We start from the raw sequence: 15,940 nt of genomic DNA, 5'->3' as shown, positions 1-15,940 counted from the left end.
GGGTGCCCGAAGGGTCGGGGCGGCCGGGACACTGGCCGGCCGGGCAGTCGCACCATGTGCCCATGTCTACACTGCCCGGCGGCATCAGGCGAGACCGTCACCCCGGTCGGCGGGCGCCGGGAAAGGCGCAGGAGGCGTGCCGGGCGAAGGAGCGCGGCGAGCGGACTCGGGGAGCCGCGCGGCCGGCCGCGGACGACCCGCGGCGTCCGGGCCGTACGCCGCCGCCCGGACGTCGGCAGCCGGCGTGGCAGGACCGGCTGGCTAGCCACGGCGGAGCCTGCGGGCCAGCAAGAGGGCCACGTCGTCGGGGCGGGCGGCGGCGTGCCGGGCGGCGGCGGTGAGGCGGTCGGCGACCCCGGACAGGGTGAGGCCGTCGCGCCGCCCGGCGGCGGCGCCAGCCCGGTCCAGGGCCGCGCACAGCTCGGCGATCCCGTCGTCGATGTCGGCGCCCGCCCGCTCCACCAGTCCGTCCGTGTACAGCGCGAGGATCGCGTCCGGTTCGAGGACCAGCTCGGTCACCGGATAGCGGGCGCCGGGATCCACCCCGAGGACGACCCCGCCGGGCACGTCCAGCGGCCGGGCCCGGCCGCCGGGGGAGAGCAGCAGCGGCGGGAGATGACCCGCGCGGGCGATCAGCGTCCGCCCGGTCGCCGGGTCCAGGCGCAGACAGCAGCAACTGGCGAACTGGCCCGGATCGAGACCGATCAGCAGGTGGTTGGTGCCGCTGAGCACCTCGTCGGGCGGCCGGTCGCCCAGCGCGAACGCCCGGACCGCGCTGCGCAGCTGGCCCATGGTCGCCGCCGCCTGCACCCCGTGCCCCTGCACATCCCCGATGACCAGGGCGAGACCGTCCCCGGACTCCACCGCGTCGTACCAGTCACCGCCCACCTCCAGCCCTCGGGTGCCCGGCAGATAGCGGCCCGCCGTCTCCACTCGGGGATGCGCCGACAGGCGGCCCGGCAGCAGGGCCTGCTGGAGCCCGCGGGCGAGGGCCGCCTCGCTGTCGTAGCGCCGGGCCCGCTCCATCGCGTGCGCGATCAGCCCGGCGAGCGCGGTGAGCACCGTACGCTCCTCCGCGCTGAAGCGGCGCGGGCCGTCGAAGCCGAGGACGCAGGAGCCGACCGGCCGGCCCGACGCGATCAGCGGCAGAAACGCCCGCGCTCCCTCCGCGGCGTCCGTCGGCAGTCCCGGATAGGTCGCCGCGAGCTGCCGCATCGACTCGAAGAACAGCGGCCGGCCCGTCGCCAGCGTCTCCACGGCGGGGATCCGCGCATCCAGCGCCACCCCGTCGAACCGCTCCAGGAAGCCCGGTGGGAAGCCGGACTCCCACGCCAGGTGGAGTCGCCGCTCCTGGAGCAGGTAGATGGCCAGCCGGCGGCCCCCGAACGCGGGCAGCAGCTCCCGCATCACCACCGCCGACACCTGCTGCGCCGTCGCCGCGTCCGTCAGCGCGATGGCCAGCGCGATCGGCCGGTACGCCGCCGCCACCGGGGGAGCGCCCGCCACCGGCTGCCCCGGCGGCGACGGCCCCTCGGGCGCCGCGATCCGGCTGGCCGGGACGAGCGTGCAGGTCAGGAGGTCGTCACCGGGATACACCGACACAGCGAACCCGTCGTACCCGCCCGGCGGCCCGTCGGCGCCGCCCGGCCGCCGCACATGGAAGTGCACCGGCTCGGGGGACAGCAGGGCGCCGCGCAGATGATCGTCGTACGGCGGACCGGTCAGCCACGGCAGCGCGTCCCACAGCGTCCGACCGGGCAGCGACTTGCGCGGCCGGCCGGCGAACCGTGCCGCTGCCGCGTTGGCGTACCCGATCACGCCCAGCCGGTCCAGGGTGAGCACGCCCTGCGGCAGCTGGTCTGCGGCCCCGTCGGCGAGGGCGGCCCGGCCGGCGTCGAACACCACCCCGCCGACCCGCGCCGCCCGGCCGCCGTCCGCGCCGGGCACCATCGCGCCGCCGTCCCCGGCGGGCCACAGGTCCAGCAGCCGGGACACGCCGTCGGCCGCCCGCAGGCTCAGCGGGGCCGGCGGCTTCCCGGCGGCGGTGTCGCGCAGCGCGGTCAGCACCCGGTGGGGCTCCGCCGGGGCCAGTGCCTTCGCGAGCGCGGTGTCCGTGCCCGCGAAGTCGCCCGCCGCCAGGCCCAGCAGCGCGTGCAGCCGGTCGTCGGCGTGGACCGCGCGGGTGTCCGGGTCCCAGGCGAAGCGTCCGACGGCGGCCTGCGGCGGCCGGGTCGCGGGGGGCCGTACGCACTGCGGTTCCCCGGCCCAGACGATCGCGGCCGGGTCACCGTCGGCGAGCGCGAGCAGTTCGGTGCCCAGGCCCTCGGCGAGCCTGGCCGGCAGCTCCGGGTCGAAGGGCTCGTCCCCGTCGTCGCCGGGCGAGGGACGCAGCACCGTGAGCACCCCGAGCGGCCGGCCGCCGCCCGGCACCGGCAGGTGCACGGATGCGAAGGGGAACGGCAGCCCCGCCGCGAACTGCGGGTAACGGCGCATGGCCTCCGCCGCGTCCGCCAGCACCACGGCGGTCCCCAGCCGGTAGGCGTCGCAGACGGGGAAGGGGCGGTCCGCACGCACCCGCCACCAGGGGCGGAAGAGAGGACCGGGGAGGCCGGAGAGGACCGCCAGGCGGAGGACGTCGGGCGCGTCGGCGGGACCGGCCGAGCGCAGATACACGCCCGCCACCCGGCCGCCCGCCGCGCGCAGCGCCGCGGTGGCGGCGTCCGCCAGCAGCGCGGCCAGCCGGGCCCGTGTACGGACCGCCCGCTCCCCGCTGCCCGCCATCGGCCCTACCTCGTCCCGTCCGCCTCCGGGTGGATCACACAGCAAGAATGCGCCAGGGAGAGCACAGGGCGCACCCCGGCGGACGACCGGCGGCGGGGGCTCACACCGGTGCCTCACTCGGGTGGCGGCGCGGGGAAGCGGCTCCTAGTAATGGACTGCGTACCGCGCGTGCCGTGGTCGGGGGTGTCGGACGCGGCCGTATTTCCGTACTGGAGCCGAGATGACGACCCGATCTTCGTCCACCTGTCCCGACGACTCCCTCATAGGCACGGCGCCGCCCGCGGTCGGGGTCCGGGTGCCGCCGGTCCGGATCCTGACGCGGTCCGCACCGGCGGCCGGGCCGGGGAACACGAAAGGTGCGGGGGCCGGGCCGGGTGCGCGGACCGGGCGCGAGGAGAGCGGTCGGTACGACGATCCGGTGATCAGCCTGGTTCGTACGGCCGTCATCACCCGCCCGCTGGAGGACGTCGCCCGGCTCATCGCCCTGCTGGAAGGCTCCCCGGAGCACGCGCCCGCCCTGGCCGAGGCGGTGCGGTCGGCGGGGCTCGACCGCTCGGTGGCGGACGTCACCCGACTGGCGGCTCTGCTCACCCGGCCCCCGAGGAATCCCGCCGGCGCCGACGCCGTCCTGCGCGTCGCCGCCGGACAGCGTCCCGTGGACGAGGTCGGCCCGCTGCTGCGGCTGCTGCACCACGCCCCGTTGGAGCCGCGCTGCGGACGGACCGCCGTAGCGGCCGCGGCCACCGGTCGGACGATCGAGGAACTGACGGAACTGATCGCCGGGTTGGCGGCGGACGCGGACGCGGGTGTGCGTGCGAGCGCGGGTCGGGGTGGGGGCGCGGACCCGGCCGCGGTGGGTGCGGCTTCGCGTACGGCCGCGGGGGCGACCGCGGGCGGGGCCGCCGTCGCAGGTGGGATCGCGGGTGGGGTCGCGAATCCGCCGGGGCGGGCGCTCGCGCCCGCGGCCCAGGAGAGCGTGGACCCGGCAGCGGCCCCTGCCCCGGCAGGCGAGCGCCCGGAAGCGCACCCTGCTCCAGGGAGCGAGCGCCCGAAAGAGCCGCCTGCTGCGGAGGACCGGTACCCGAAGCCGCCGGCTGCTCCGCCCCGCCGGGCGCCCCGTATCAAGCTCCTGCGCCTCGAACCCGCCTCCCACAAGCCCCTCGCCCTCGCCTCCGCCCTCGCGTCCGCTCCGGCCCCGCCGCGGCACGCCACCTCGCGTTTCCGCGCCGAGACCGTGGTGCGCACGGCCGCCCTCCTGGTCTTCCTCTGCGGAGCCGCCCACGCGCCCCGCTACTGGGCCGGGCTGTCCCGCGGGCTCCTCGGCGCCACGCTCGTCGCCTCCGCGCTGTGCATGCTGCTGGGCCTCGCCCTGCCCACGCGGGCGGCGCACGCCCGGCTCGGCGCGGCGGCGGGCGCCCTCGTGGTCACGGCGGGGCTCGGCGCCGGACAACTGCTCGGCGGGCACCTCGGGCCGCCGGACCCGGCCCGACTGTGGGCGGCGACACTCGCACCGCCCTGGCTCGCCGGTACGGCCGCCGGGGTGGCGGCGCTCGCTGCGCTCGCGGCGGTGGTGGCCGTGCTGCTGGGGCTCGACGGGCCGGACCGGCGCGGGAGTTGAATCAGCGGGCGTCGGCGGTCAAAGGCCGCAGCACCAGGTGGCCGTCCGTCCGGGCGGCCACCATCGCGAACGGCACGCTGTCGGCGTCCAGGCACAGCTCGACGTCCTCGGGATGCACCCCCGGCCACCCCCGCCGCGCCCCCTCCGCGAGCTCCGCCGCGGCGGCGGAGCGGCGGGCCCGTTCCAGATAGGGGCCGGGATCGGTGTCGGCGGCGCGCACGAGGGCGGCGATGTACTCGGCGCAGGCCCGGTCCTCCTCGGCCCGCCCGTCCTCCCCGGTCACGACGAAGGTCACCGTCCGCGCCCCGGCCCGGCGCAGCACTCCGGCGGTCGCCCCGGCCACCAGGAAGCTCGCGCACAGCACGAGCCCGGCGTCCGCCACGGCCAGCGCCCCCGCCTTACCAGCGGTGGTCTTCTGCACGATCGTGCGGCCGCGCACGTCGAGCGAGCGCAGCCGCGCGGGCGAGTTGGCGAGGTCGAAGCCCGGCACCGGCGCCCCGTCCTGGAAGGCGAGCCGGCCCGGACCGCGGGCCTTCAGCGCCAGCGCCTCCTCCCGCGTCCGGGCGAACACGATCCGCTCGGCGCCACGGCGCAGCGCCGAGGCGGCCACGGTGAACGCGCGCATCACATCCACGACGACGGCGACGTCCGGGGCGGCCGGAGCGTCCGAGATCCCAGTGAACACCGTCCGCATCGCACCATGATCCGGTACCCGGCCGGTTCAGGGCAGCCGGGGGGTCTCCGGGCGCGCGGCGCGCATGCTGCGCAGGGCGAGCAGCAGGACGCCGATGTCGTCCAGGTAGATGGGGTCGGGCAGCAGATCGGCCGGGAGCAGCAGATACGCCACCGCGCCCCAGAACACCCAGCGCGGACCCGTGGGCAGTCCCGCCCGCAGCAGTGTCCGCCGGGTGCGCACCAGGCGCACCAGCAGTGCGACGGCACCGGCGAACAGGCCCGCGGCGACGACGGCGGCGACGATCAGCAGCAGGGTGGTGGTGTCCATCGGGGCTCCTTGCGCGGCTCGGGGGCCTTACGACGACAGGTCGGGGGACGGCGGCTCCTGGCCGTCGGCGGTGGTCGAGGGTCCGGTCTTCGCCCGGCCCGGAAGGCCGGGAAGCCCCGGAAGACCGGGGAGCCGCAGCCGCTCGAAGGTCCGGGTGAGCTGCTGGAGCGGCGCGGGCGCCTTGGCCGCGGGCCGCTGCTGCGGCAGGGCGGGCGCCGGTACGTCACGGTAGGCGGCCAGCGCCTCCAGGGCCTGCTCGGCGGCCTGCTTGTACAGGTCCCGCGACTTCGTCATGGCCTCCAGGGCCTCGGCGTACATGGCGACGAGCCGCCGTTCCCGGTCCAGCTCCTCCTGGTGGGTCATCAGGGTCCAGTTGTCCCTGAGGTCCGCCAGCGCCTCCGCCGCGGCCCGCGGCGCGGGCCGCGGCAGGGCGACGAAGTGCCGCAGCGCGGCGAGGAGTTCGGGCGGCTCGGAGCCGTCCAGGAAGACGCTGCGCACCCGGTGCGGGTCGCCGTCGTAGTCCTCCGGGGCGGGGTCCGGCGGCAGGAGTACGGCGCCGCCGCGCGGTACCTCGACCCCGAGGTCCTTCAACGCCCAGTTGACGCCGCGCAGTTGGTGCGGGGCGGCGCGGTGCTCGACCACGCGGTGCCTGAGGCCGGGCGGCAGCAGCCGGGTGAGCGGCAGCTTGCCCTGCTCGTCGGGGGTCATGGCCTCGTGCACGACCAGGTTGACGCACCAGGCCTCGCGCGCGGCGTCCCGCAGCCGCCGGCGCATCTCCTTGTCGTCCGCGGGCAGCGCGTTGACCTGCCGGAAGCGCAGGCCCGCGACCGTGGGGTGGTGGTCCCAGGAGCCGTCGTCGCCGGTACCGCCCTCGGGCCAGAACAGCGTGGCGGGCGAGGGCCAGCCCTCGTCCCAGGGCCGCTCGGCCTCCGCGACGAGCCGCCACTCGTGCCCCTGCGGCCGGCCGTGCCGGGGTACGAGGGTGAGCCGGGCCCGCACGGTCACCGTGCCGCCCGCCCGCCAGCGGGCCTCGAAGACCGTGGGCGGCGCATCGCCCCCGGTGGCGTCCTCGGGCACGGGAGGCTCCGCGAAGTCGTCGATGTCCCCGCTCTCCTTGTGCCGGCGCAGGGTGCGGCGGACGACGTCGTCGGGGGCGGGGCCGGTGTGACGGCCGCGGGCCGCCCAGACGGACTGCGGAAGGGGGGCGCGGTCGGTGGCGGAGTTCGACATAGGCCAATCTGCTGATGGGGGCGGGTGCGCCTTCCAGTATCACCGCTCGCCGCGGGGAAACGTAGAGGGCCCCGCGCCCGCGCGCGGCGCGTGTCCCCGCTGGTGGGTGCGCGGGCGCCGCCGGGGGCGCGCGTACGGCCCTTCACCGGGACGCTCGGGTCGCGTGCCCCGGTCCTGCGGGTCGATCGCTCGCGCGTCGGCTCCCGCAGGCCGTGCCCGCCGGACTGCGCTCCGCCGGGCTCCGCGCGCCGGTGTACGCCCGCGTATCTCCGCGTTCGTCGGGAGCCCGGTATGCGCCCGCTGCGCGCCTGCGCCCCGTACACGCGGGGCGTGCGGGGCACAGGCGGTGGTCGGCCGTGGCAGCCGGACCGGCCATGGCGGTGTGATCAGACGTGGCCGAGGGGGTCAGCCGTGGCCGGAGGCTCAGCCGTTGCCGGGATGGCGCGCGGGAGCGCTCACGCGCCGCTCTCGCGCAGCATGTCCTCGCGCTCGACGATCTTCACCCGCTCGCGGCCCTGCGGCTCGCCCAGGGCGCGCTCGGCGGCGTCGAGGCGGTACCAGCCCTCCCACGTGGTGTAGCGGACGTTGCGCTCGGCGAGGAAGGCGTCGACGGCCTCCGGCGCGGGCGAGGCGGGGGTGTGCAGCCGGCCGCCCGCGTGGTCGGCGAGCAGGTTGGCCACCGTCTCGTTGGCGTCGCCCTTGGTGTGGCCGATGAGACCGACGGGGCCGCGCCGGATCCAGCCGGTGACGTAGGTGGACGTCAGGTGCGTGCCGCCCTCCTCGATGACCCGTCCGCCCTCGTCCGGGACGGTGCCCGACCCGAGGTCCCAGGGCAGCTTGGGCAGCTTCTCGGAGAGGTAGCCGACCGCGCGGTAGACGGCGGTGACGTCCCAGTCCTTGAACTCGCCGGTGCCCTTGACGTTGCCGGTGCCGTCCAGGGCGGTGCGCTCGGTGCGCAGCCCGACGACCTTGCCGTCCTCGCCGAGGATCTCCGCGGGGGATTCGAAGAAGTGCAGGAACAGCTTGTGCGGCCGGTCGCCGACGTCCCGGATCGCCCAGTTCTCCAGCGTCTTGGCGACCATGTCGGCCTGCTTGTTGCCGCGCCGGGTCTCGATCGAACCGGCGTCGTAGTCGATGTCCTCGGGGTCGACGATGACCTCGATGTTGGGGGAGTGGTCCAGCTCGCGCAGCTCCATCGGGCTGAACTTGGCCTGCGCGGGGCCCCGGCGGCCGAAGACGTGGATCTCCAGGGCCTTGTTGGCCTTCAGACCCTCGTAGACGTTCTGCGGGATCTCGGTCGGCAGCAGCTCGTCCGCGGTCTTGGCGAGGATGCGGGCCACGTCCAGGGCCACGTTGCCGACGCCGAGCACCGCGACCTTCTCGGCCTCCAGGGGCCAGGTGCGCGGCACGTCCGGGTGGCCGTCGTACCAGGAGACGAAGTCGGCGGCGCCGTAGGAGCCGTCGAGGTCGATACCGGGTATGGACAGCGCGCGGTCGGCCATGGCGCCGGTGGAGAAGATCACCGCGTCGTAGAAGGTCCGCAGGTCGTCCAGGCTGATGTCCGCCGGGTAGTCGACGTTGCCGAACAGGCGGATCTGCGGCTTGTCCAGCACCTGGTGCAGGGCGGTGACGATGCCCTTGATGCGCGGGTGGTCCGGCGCGACACCGTAGCGGATCAGGCCGAAGGGGGCAGGCATGCGCTCGAAGAGGTCGATGGACACGCCGGGGTCGGCGGCCACCTCGGACTTGAGCAGGGCGTCGGCGGCGTAGATCCCGGCGGGGCCGGCTCCGACGATGGCTACCCGCAGGGGGCGCGGCATGATCAGTTCCCTTCGAGTGAAACAGTCGACTCGATCGGGAAGCCTAAGCTAAGGCAGCCCTAAGTTGGTACGCGGGTCCCGCCTATGACCTCATAAGGAGATCTTATGACTTCCCCAGGGGCGTCTTATGCCCCTGGGGATGCCCCTTGCGGGTGCCTCGCCGCGCCCCTCACGGCCCCGAGCGCGGAGGGCCCCCTCCGGCTCACTCCGGGTGGGTCAGGGCTTCCTTCTGGAGCTGGACCGCCGCGAGCAGGCTCAGCCTCGGCTCCGCCTGGCGCAGTGCCTTCGTCGCCGCGACCGAGGAGAGGTCCCCCGTGAAGCCGACGGCGGCCAGCCGTCCGCGGGTCCAGTCGGCGCGCAGCTTGGCCTCGGTGGCCTCGGCGGTCGACTCGACCAGCGCGACGGCCCGTTCGAGCCCCGGCCGCTCCTCGGGCGACGCCTCCGCCAGCGCCCCGCGCAGCGCCGCGGCCACCACGTCCGCGTCCCGGATGACCAGTACGTGGTTGTGCTTCCTGTTCAGACCCGCGATTCCCGTCATGTTCGCCATCCTGGACGCCGACGGCCCCGCGGACCAAGCGGCTTGAGGAAGACCAGAGGCTACGGCGCAGGCCGCCTGCAGTGCAGGAACAGGTGCGGCTCCGGTACGGCCGAGGGGTGCGCCGGCGCGAACTCCGCGTGTTCCTCGGCCAGTACGGCAAGACCGGCCCGGCCCGCCATCTCCCGGAACCCGTCCGCGCCGAAGCTCGTGACCCGCACCGGCTGCCCCATGAACAGCCCCTCGGCGCCCTCGATGTCCACGGGTACGGTCGCCAGCACCACGAACCCGCCGGGCCGTACCGCCCGCGCGAGGCGGCCCACCACGGCCTCCTGCTCGGCCCGGTCCATCTGGAGCAGCGAGAAGTAGGCGCAGGCCGCGTCGAACGCGTCCTCCTCCAGCGGGAGTTCGCGGATGTCGGCGCGGCGGAACTCGGCCCCCGGCACCTGCCGCGCGGCGAGTTCGACCATCACCGGGGACACGTCGACGCCGAGCACCCGGTGCCCCGCCGCCGCGAGGGCCTCGGCCGTCGGCCGCCCGGTCCCGCAGCCCGCGTCCAGCACCCGGCTGCCCGGCGCCAACCGCTCCAGCAGCCACCGCAGAGACGCCCGGTGCGCCGCGGAGGAGGCGAACGCCCTCTCGTAGTCGAGACCCAGCGCGTCGAACACCACGGCCGCCGGCACCCGGCGCTCGTCCTCGCCCACCACGGCTCCTCCCGTCGCGCGGCACCGGCCCGTGCGGCCCCGCGCCGCGCGGCACCGGCGTGTACGGCGCCACTGCGTTCGGCACCGCCGCCGGCATCCTCGCACCCCGCGCGGCACGCCACAACGGCGAGCGGCGAAGCCCCGTTTGCGCACCGCGCGTCCGACCCGGCAGGGTGCGGGTGTGCCCACCTTGCTGATCGTCCACCACACCCCGTCGCCCAACTGCCAGGCCCTGTTCGAGGCCGTCGTCTCCGGCGCCACCGCACCCGAGATCGAGGGGGTCCGGGTCGTGCGCCGCGCGGCCCTCGCGGCCACCGCCGCCGACGTCCTCGAAGCCGACGGCTACCTCCTCGGCACTCCCGCGAACCTCGGCTACCTCTCCGGCGCCCTCAAACACTTCTTCGACCAGATCTACTACCCCTGCCTGGACGAGACCCGTGGCCGCCCCTTCGGCTACTACGTCCACGGGGGCAACGACGTCACCGGCGCGGTGCGCGCCCTCGACACCATCACCACCGGCCTCGGCTGGCGCCGCGCGGCCGAACCGGTCACCGTCACGGGTGAACCCGGCCGGGCAGACACGGAGGCGTGCTGGGAACTCGGCGCCACCCTCGCGGCGGGCCTGTCCGGCTGAACCGGCCGCCCGCGCGGACGGCGCGGCGCACCGGCGCCACCGCACCGGCCCGCTCCGGCGCGACGGGTCGGCGCAATACCCCCCTGTACCACCCCCTCTGCCCCGTTCAGCCCCCATCACCAAGGGTTCGCGGGGTTTCGGCGCCTAGCGTGGCGGATGAGACGTCAGACGTGACGGACGCCGCCGCCCGTGCGGGCGCGACGGACGCCGCGGTCCGCGAAAGAGGGAGCCCGCATGATCGAGGCACGACGACTGACCAAGAGATACGGCGAGAAGACGGCGGTCGACGGACTGGACTTCGTCGTCGAACCCGGCACCGTCACCGGGTTCCTCGGCCCGAACGGCGCCGGGAAGTCCACCACCATGCGCATGATCATCGGCCTCGACGCCCCGACGAGCGGCTCCGTCACCGTCAACGGCCGCCGCTACGCCGGCCACCGCGCCCCGCTCCAGGAGGTCGGCGCCCTGCTGGAAGCCAGGTCGGTGCACCCCGGCCGCTCGGCCTACCAGCACCTGCGGGCGCTCGCGCTGACCCACGGCATTCCGCGCCGCCGCGTCGACGAGGTCATCGAACTCGCCGGGCTCGGCAGCGTGGCGGACAAGCGGGCCGGCTCCTTCTCACTCGGCATGGGCCAGCGGCTGGGCATCGCCGCGGCCCTGCTCGGCGACCCCCGCACGGTGATGCTGGACGAGCCGGTCAACGGCCTCGACCCCGAGGGCGTCCTGTGGATCCGCAACCTGCTCACCTCGCTCGCCGCCGAGGGCCGGACGGTCTTCGTCTCCTCCCACCTGATGAGCGAGGTCGCCCAAGTCGCGGACCATCTGATCGTCGTGGGCCGCGGGCGGCTGCTCGCCGACACGACCGTACGGGAGCTGGTGCGCGAAGCCGGCGGGGACACCGTACGGGTCGCCACCGGGGATCCGGGGCGGCTGCGGGAGGTGCTCGCCGGACCGGGGGTGGAGATCACCGGACGGGTCGGCGCGGAGGAACTCCAGGTCAGCGGGGTGAGCGCCCGGCAGATCGGGCTCACGGCCGCCGAGCACGGCATCCCCCTGTTCGAACTGAGCACCAGGGCGGTGACGCTGGAGTCGGCCTTCATGGAACTGACCAGGGAGGCCGTCGAGTACCACGGCACCACGACCGGCACCGACACCGCCGCGACCACCGTGACCACGGCCGGCACCGACCGCACCGGGAGCGCCGCATGAGCACCCTCACCCAGACCACCCCGGCCGCGGGGAACACCGGGGCCGCGTCCGGCCGCCCCGCCTACCGGGTGACCGGTCGCCGCGTCCTCGCCTCCGAATGGGCCAAACTCTGGTCCCTGCGCTCCACGTGGATCACCCTCGGCCTGGGACTGCTGTTCCTCGTCGTCTTCGGCGTCATCGCCGCCTACCGCTACCGGTCCATGACCGGCTCGCCCCGCATGGACAAGGACTTCGCCCGCTCCACGGCCCTCAGCCTCTCCCTCTTCGGCGCCAACTTCGCCCAACTCGCCCTCGGTGTGCTGGGAGTGCTGGTCACGGCGGGGGAGTACTCCACCGGCATGATCCGCTCCACCATGGCGGCGGTGCCCCGCCGGCTGCCCGTGCTGTGGTCCAAGGCGGCGGTGTACGGGCTGGTCGCGCTGGTCCTCGGCACGGTCGGCGCGTTCGCCGCCTTCCTGGCCGGCAGCCGGGTCGTCTCGGACACCTCCGCCGCCCTGGCGATCGGTCACGCGGGCGTTGTGCGGGGCCTGTTGGGTGCCGGGCTCTACCTCGGCCTCGTCGGCGTCATCGGTACGGCCCTGGGCGCGCTGCTGCGCTCGGTGGCCGGCGGCATCTCCGTCCTGGTCGCCACCTTCATGCTCCTGCCCGGCCTCGCCTCCCTGCTGCCCAGCTCCTGGCAGGACGACATCGGCCCCTACCTGCCGAGCAACGCGGGCCAGGCGATGTACGCCCTCACGCACGACGCCACCACCCTCGCCCCCGGCGCCGGACTGCTGGTCTTCCTCGGCTGGACCGCGCTGGCGCTGGCGGCGGCGGCCTACCGGCTGCGCCGGGGGGATGTCTGACCGACACGGACATCGACACGGACACGGGCGCCGGACACCGGCGCCCGTCCGGCCCGGCCCGCGTGAGCGCCGTGTCCCCGGCCCCCCGACCGTCGTACCCCTGACCCCCTGCCCCACCGCCCCTAGGCCACACGAGTGACCCGGACCCGTAGGGGAAGCGCGAGCCCACTCGGCGGCCCCGCGCCCCCAGCCTGTCGTCCCGCGGCGCCCTCCCGGCGCCGCACCCCGACCCCCCGCCCCCGTCACCGCCCCCGACGAAGGTGCGGGGCCGGTGGGGCTGGCACACGATGGACGCGGGGTCGCGTCCGGCGGACGCGACCCGCAGCCGTCGAACGTCGTCGAGCCGAGGGAGCGTCGGATGCGAGCGGACGGCACCGCCCCCGGACAACCCGCGCCGGGCGGTCCGGACCACGAGGGAGACGTGCTGCGCGACTGCGCGCGGGACGTGCTGGAGATCGCCGAGGGCATCCGCGCGGTGTCCGAACGCACCGCCGCCACCCTGACCGCCCCCGAACTGGCCGCCACCACCCGCCGGCACCCCCGCACCGGCCTCGCCGGATACCGGGCCCTGCTGCGGGCCCTGGCCGCGACACCGGGCCTCGGCACCCCCGCGGGCACCGGTCCGCGCGGCACCATGGCCCGCGCCCTCGGCCTCGCGGGCCGTGCGGGCGGCGCGGAGAACCTCGCCGCGCTGGTGGGGCTCGCCTCCCTGCGGCTGCGCGTCACCGCCGTACTCGCCGACCATCCCGAACTGGCGCGCACTCCCGGTATGCGCCTGCTGAACCGGGCGCTCGCCGCGGACCGCGACCAGGACGCCGTACGGACCCTGCGGGCCCTGCTCAGGGACCGCACGGCCCAGCGCGCGCTGTCCGGGCTCGCCCCGCTGATATCCGAACTCCTCGCCGTGCAAGCCCTGCTGGACGGTCCGCCCGAACACGACAGCACCCCCGAGGGCGGCGCCGAGGCCGTCGACCTCACCGACCAGCGGCGGCGGATCATCGCCACCGAGGGCTCCCTGCTCGGCTTCCTGCGCAACATCGAGGCGCTCTCCACCGACGGGCGGATCCTCGTCCAGAACGTGCGCGGCCCCGACGGCGTCGTCCGTTACGTGGTCCAGGCACCCGGCGCGGCCCCCGGCCGTCCCCGCGACGACGCCCCGCAGGATCTCGTGGGCGCCTGGCGCGACCTGTGCGCGACGGACTCCCCGTACACCCGCTCCCTGGTGCACGCCCTGGCCGCGCACGGCATTCCGCGCGGCGCCGAACTCGCCCTGATCGGCCACAGCGAGGGCGGCAACGCGGTCCTCAACCTCGCCCAGGACGAGGACTTCTGCCGCACCTACCGCGTCACCCACGCCATCGCCGTGGGCTCCCCCTCCGGCGAGCGCAAAGCCGCCGACCCCCGCACCTGGATCGCCACCGTCGCCAACCAGTACGACCTGGTGGCCGCCCCCGACGGCCCCCGCACCCGTCCGGCGGCCGGTCCCGGCCGTCACCACGTCGAATACGCCGGGCCCACCCGCGAGTTCCCCCGGTGCCACCGCCTGCGCGAGTACATCGAGCACCTGCGGACCCTGCTTCCGGAGGCCCGCGCGGACCTGGACGAGGCGCTGGCGCCCTACCGCGGCCCCGTCGTGCGCACCCAGGCCTACCGGCTCACCAACCACGCCCACCCGCCCGCCGGGCATCCCTTCCTCACCCTTGCCACCGCCCCCGTGCGCACCACGGTGGGCCCCGTCGACGTGCCGGTGCGGTACTACGACTCCGCCGCCGCGCACCTCTGCTTCCCCGTCGACCCGGCCGCCGCCCGGAGCCTGCTGCCCGACGCGGACTGGCTGACGCCCAGCCGGCTCGGCCCCCGCGCCCTCGCGGTGCTGTCCGTGCACGAGCACCGGTGCACCACCATCGGCCCCTACACCGAGATCGCGCTGTCCGTACTGGTGGACGACCTGTGGCGACCGCGTCCGTACGACGCCGTCACCGATCTGCTGCGCCGCGTCGACCTGCGCCGCACCGGCCGCTACGTCCTCTCGCTCGGCGTCACCACCGAGGCGGCCCGCGTGGTCGCGCGGGAGGTCTGGGGGCAGCCCGTGCTCAAGATGCGCGCCGAGGCCGACCTGACCGGCCGGGAGATCCGGGCCCGTTCGGACGACCTCGGCCTCGTGGTGGAGGGCCGCCTCGGGCCGGGGGTGCGCTGCCCGGACGCCGACCGGGCCCTGTACGGCCGCCGGGGCACCGGCACGGTACGCACCCTGGTCCGGGCCCACGGCAGGCTCCGGCTGCATCCGGGCGCCGGCGTCCGGGTACGGCTCGACACGGCGGCCGCCGAACCCCTCGCCGGGCAGCTGAGGCGGCTCGGCATCGACGCGGTCCGGCCCCTTTTCGTGCTGTCCTGCCCGCAGTTCATGGCGCACCGCGGCGGCGGCGCGGAGCTGGCGCGCTGACGTCCCCTACGCACACAGCCTGGTGAGGAGTACGCATGGTGACCGAGTCCGCCGGGGCGCGCGCCGCGCAGGCCGATGAACTCCTCGCCCACATCGGCCGGTTGCGGGCCGACGCCGATCTGATGGACGGCTACGCCCGCCGGTTGCGCGCCACCGCGACGACGCTCGGCGACAGCCCGGCGGCACCCGGCTGGAGCCGGCCGGCCCTGGAACGGCACGCGACCGCCTGCGCCGCGGCGGCGGTCCGACTGCGGTCCGCCGCCGAGGCGTTGCTCGCCCAGGCGCGCGCCGACCGGCCGACGCGGGGCGCGATGTCGGGGCCGTAGCGCACCCGTGGGCCGAGGGGGCGCCGCGCACGGCTCAGCCGGGCTGCTCCTCCGAGCCGGGCTTCGGGCGGGTGCGGGTCCAGGAGGGGTCGACGAGAGGGGTGGTGTGGTGCATGGGGGGTCCTTCGAGCTGGTGGGGGGGGGTGTGTCCGTGGCGGCGGTTCGTGGGGTGGCGGGACTGCCCGGACGGGCCGGGTGAGGCAACGTCCCTCAGGTGAACGGCAGTTCCGCCCAGACGGTACGGGTGGGCCGGTCGGCCGGGAGGAGGACGCCCCAGCCGAGGCTCACCGCCTCCACCAGGAGCAGACCGCGCCCGTGCTGCTCCTCGGGGCCGGGGTGGCGGGTCACGGGGAACGCGGCGTCCGTTTCCCCGGTGATCTCGTCCGTCACCTCGATCCGTATCCGCCCGGCCGCGCGGCGCAGCCGGCAGGCGATACGCGCGCCATCCGCGTGCACCAGCGCGTTGGTGACCAGCTCGGAGGCCACCAGGACCACGTCGTCCGTCACCCCTTCCGGCACCCCCCAGGTGGTCAGCACGTCCCGGACGATCCGGCGGGCGGCGCCGACGCACCAGGGCCGGGCCGGCAGGTCGAAGGAGGCGGCCGGTGCCGCGAGCCGGACCCCGGTGTCCGGGCGCCCCGCCGCTGCGGAGGCCGCGCGCCACCTCGGCGAGGGTGCGTCCGCGCAGCGCGACGGTCCTACGGGGGGCACTCCGTCCGCGCGGGGCGGCTCGTCCGTTCCGGTGTCCGGGGGCGGGCGGTGCAGCGGTCGGGGGAGGGAGGGCGGAGCCAT

At 75.9% G+C, this 15,940-nt stretch carries 14 protein-coding genes; 6 read left to right on the top strand and 8 right to left on the bottom strand.

Annotated elements, in window-relative coordinates:
- Nucleotides 1-261: 261 nt before the first annotated feature.
- Complete coding sequence (locus tag ACZ7EC_RS01695) at nt 262-2,781, bottom strand: SpoIIE family protein phosphatase (protein ID WP_471056278.1); 2,520 nt, start codon at nt 2,779-2,781, stop codon at nt 262-264.
- 418 nt (nt 2,782-3,199) lie between these two features.
- Between ACZ7EC_RS01695 and ACZ7EC_RS01690 the strand changes: the two genes are divergently transcribed.
- On the top strand, nt 3,200-4,399 hold the full coding sequence (locus ACZ7EC_RS01690; RefSeq protein ID WP_471056275.1) for a hypothetical protein: 1,200 nt from the start codon (nt 3,200-3,202) through the stop codon (nt 4,397-4,399).
- A 1-nt stretch (nt 4,400) separates the two neighbouring features.
- On the opposite strand, the gene ACZ7EC_RS01685 is transcribed toward ACZ7EC_RS01690, so the two are convergent.
- From ACZ7EC_RS01685 to ACZ7EC_RS01660, 6 genes are all read right to left on the bottom strand, one after another.
- Nucleotides 4,401-5,093, bottom strand: a complete 693-nt coding sequence (locus ACZ7EC_RS01685) for a 2-phosphosulfolactate phosphatase (protein WP_471056272.1) — start codon at nt 5,091-5,093, stop codon at nt 4,401-4,403.
- A gap of 27 nt (nt 5,094-5,120) precedes the next feature.
- Nucleotides 5,121-5,402, bottom strand: a complete 282-nt coding sequence (locus ACZ7EC_RS01680; RefSeq protein WP_471056270.1) for a DUF1232 domain-containing protein — start codon at nt 5,400-5,402, stop codon at nt 5,121-5,123.
- 27 nt (nt 5,403-5,429) lie between these two features.
- Nucleotides 5,430-6,632, bottom strand: a complete 1,203-nt coding sequence (locus tag ACZ7EC_RS01675; RefSeq protein WP_471056267.1) for a hypothetical protein — start codon at nt 6,630-6,632, stop codon at nt 5,430-5,432.
- A gap of 455 nt (nt 6,633-7,087) precedes the next feature.
- Nucleotides 7,088-8,452, bottom strand: coding sequence for an FAD-dependent oxidoreductase (locus ACZ7EC_RS01670; RefSeq protein ID WP_471056264.1), 1,365 nt, complete (start codon nt 8,450-8,452; stop codon nt 7,088-7,090).
- A 202-nt stretch (nt 8,453-8,654) separates the two neighbouring features.
- Complete coding sequence (locus ACZ7EC_RS01665) at nt 8,655-8,990, bottom strand: hypothetical protein (protein WP_471056261.1); 336 nt, start codon at nt 8,988-8,990, stop codon at nt 8,655-8,657.
- Nucleotides 8,991-9,049: 59 nt separating this feature from the next.
- Complete coding sequence (locus tag ACZ7EC_RS01660; protein ID WP_471056258.1) at nt 9,050-9,691, bottom strand: class I SAM-dependent methyltransferase; 642 nt, start codon at nt 9,689-9,691, stop codon at nt 9,050-9,052.
- Nucleotides 9,692-9,872: 181 nt separating this feature from the next.
- On the opposite strand from ACZ7EC_RS01660, the gene ACZ7EC_RS01655 reads away from it, so the two are divergent.
- The 5 genes from ACZ7EC_RS01655 (at nt 9,873) to ACZ7EC_RS01635 (ending at nt 15,148) form a co-directional block, all read left to right on the top strand.
- On the top strand, nt 9,873-10,325 hold the full coding sequence (locus ACZ7EC_RS01655; RefSeq protein ID WP_471056255.1) for a flavodoxin family protein: 453 nt from the start codon (nt 9,873-9,875) through the stop codon (nt 10,323-10,325).
- A 234-nt stretch (nt 10,326-10,559) separates the two neighbouring features.
- Nucleotides 10,560-11,534: an ABC transporter ATP-binding protein gene (locus ACZ7EC_RS01650; RefSeq protein WP_471056252.1), complete on the top strand. Its 975-nt coding sequence runs from the start codon at nt 10,560-10,562 to the stop codon at nt 11,532-11,534.
- Nucleotides 11,531-12,379 (top strand): ABC transporter permease, encoded by an 849-nt coding sequence (locus tag ACZ7EC_RS01645; RefSeq protein ID WP_471056249.1) that lies wholly within the window; start codon nt 11,531-11,533, stop codon nt 12,377-12,379. Before ACZ7EC_RS01650 ends, ACZ7EC_RS01645 begins: the two co-directional genes overlap by 4 nt.
- Before the next feature lie 358 nt (nt 12,380-12,737).
- Entirely contained in the window at nt 12,738-14,822 is a 2,085-nt protein-coding gene (locus ACZ7EC_RS01640) for an acetoacetate decarboxylase family protein (protein WP_471056246.1), read from the top strand.
- 35 nt (nt 14,823-14,857) lie between these two features.
- Nucleotides 14,858-15,148, top strand: coding sequence for a hypothetical protein (locus ACZ7EC_RS01635; RefSeq protein ID WP_471056243.1), 291 nt, complete (start codon nt 14,858-14,860; stop codon nt 15,146-15,148).
- 210 nt (nt 15,149-15,358) lie between these two features.
- On the opposite strand, the gene ACZ7EC_RS01630 is transcribed toward ACZ7EC_RS01635, so the two are convergent.
- On the bottom strand, nt 15,359-15,940 hold the full coding sequence (locus ACZ7EC_RS01630; protein WP_471056240.1) for an ATP-binding protein: 582 nt from the start codon (nt 15,938-15,940) through the stop codon (nt 15,359-15,361).

The organism is Streptomyces sp. NPDC037203 (assembly GCF_055605065.1).
The sequence above is the reverse complement of the archived record's forward strand: the minus strand, read 5'-3'. Positions and strand labels throughout refer to the sequence as shown.

Excerpts from the sequence above, each read along its gene's own strand:
- ACZ7EC_RS01645 (WP_471056249.1), top strand. The coding sequence starts at position 11,531 with ATGAGCACCCTCACCCAGACCACCCCGGCCGCGGGGAACACCGGGGCC.
- ACZ7EC_RS01635 (WP_471056243.1), top strand. The coding sequence starts at position 14,858 with ATGGTGACCGAGTCCGCCGGGGCGCGCGCCGCGCAGGCCGATGAACTC.
- ACZ7EC_RS01695 (WP_471056278.1), bottom strand. The coding sequence starts at position 2,781 with ATGGCGGGCAGCGGGGAGCGGGCGGTCCGTACACGGGCCCGGCTGGCC.
- ACZ7EC_RS01685 (WP_471056272.1), bottom strand. The coding sequence starts at position 5,093 with ATGCGGACGGTGTTCACTGGGATCTCGGACGCTCCGGCCGCCCCGGAC.
- ACZ7EC_RS01640 (WP_471056246.1), top strand. The coding sequence starts at position 12,738 with ATGCGAGCGGACGGCACCGCCCCCGGACAACCCGCGCCGGGCGGTCCG.
- ACZ7EC_RS01650 (WP_471056252.1), top strand. The coding sequence starts at position 10,560 with ATGATCGAGGCACGACGACTGACCAAGAGATACGGCGAGAAGACGGCG.
- ACZ7EC_RS01675 (WP_471056267.1), bottom strand. The coding sequence starts at position 6,632 with ATGTCGAACTCCGCCACCGACCGCGCCCCCCTTCCGCAGTCCGTCTGG.
- ACZ7EC_RS01680 (WP_471056270.1), bottom strand. The coding sequence starts at position 5,402 with ATGGACACCACCACCCTGCTGCTGATCGTCGCCGCCGTCGTCGCCGCG.
- ACZ7EC_RS01665 (WP_471056261.1), bottom strand. The coding sequence starts at position 8,990 with ATGACGGGAATCGCGGGTCTGAACAGGAAGCACAACCACGTACTGGTC.
- ACZ7EC_RS01670 (WP_471056264.1), bottom strand. The coding sequence starts at position 8,452 with ATGCCGCGCCCCCTGCGGGTAGCCATCGTCGGAGCCGGCCCCGCCGGG.
- ACZ7EC_RS01630 (WP_471056240.1), bottom strand. The coding sequence starts at position 15,940 with ATGGCTCCGCCCTCCCTCCCCCGACCGCTGCACCGCCCGCCCCCGGAC.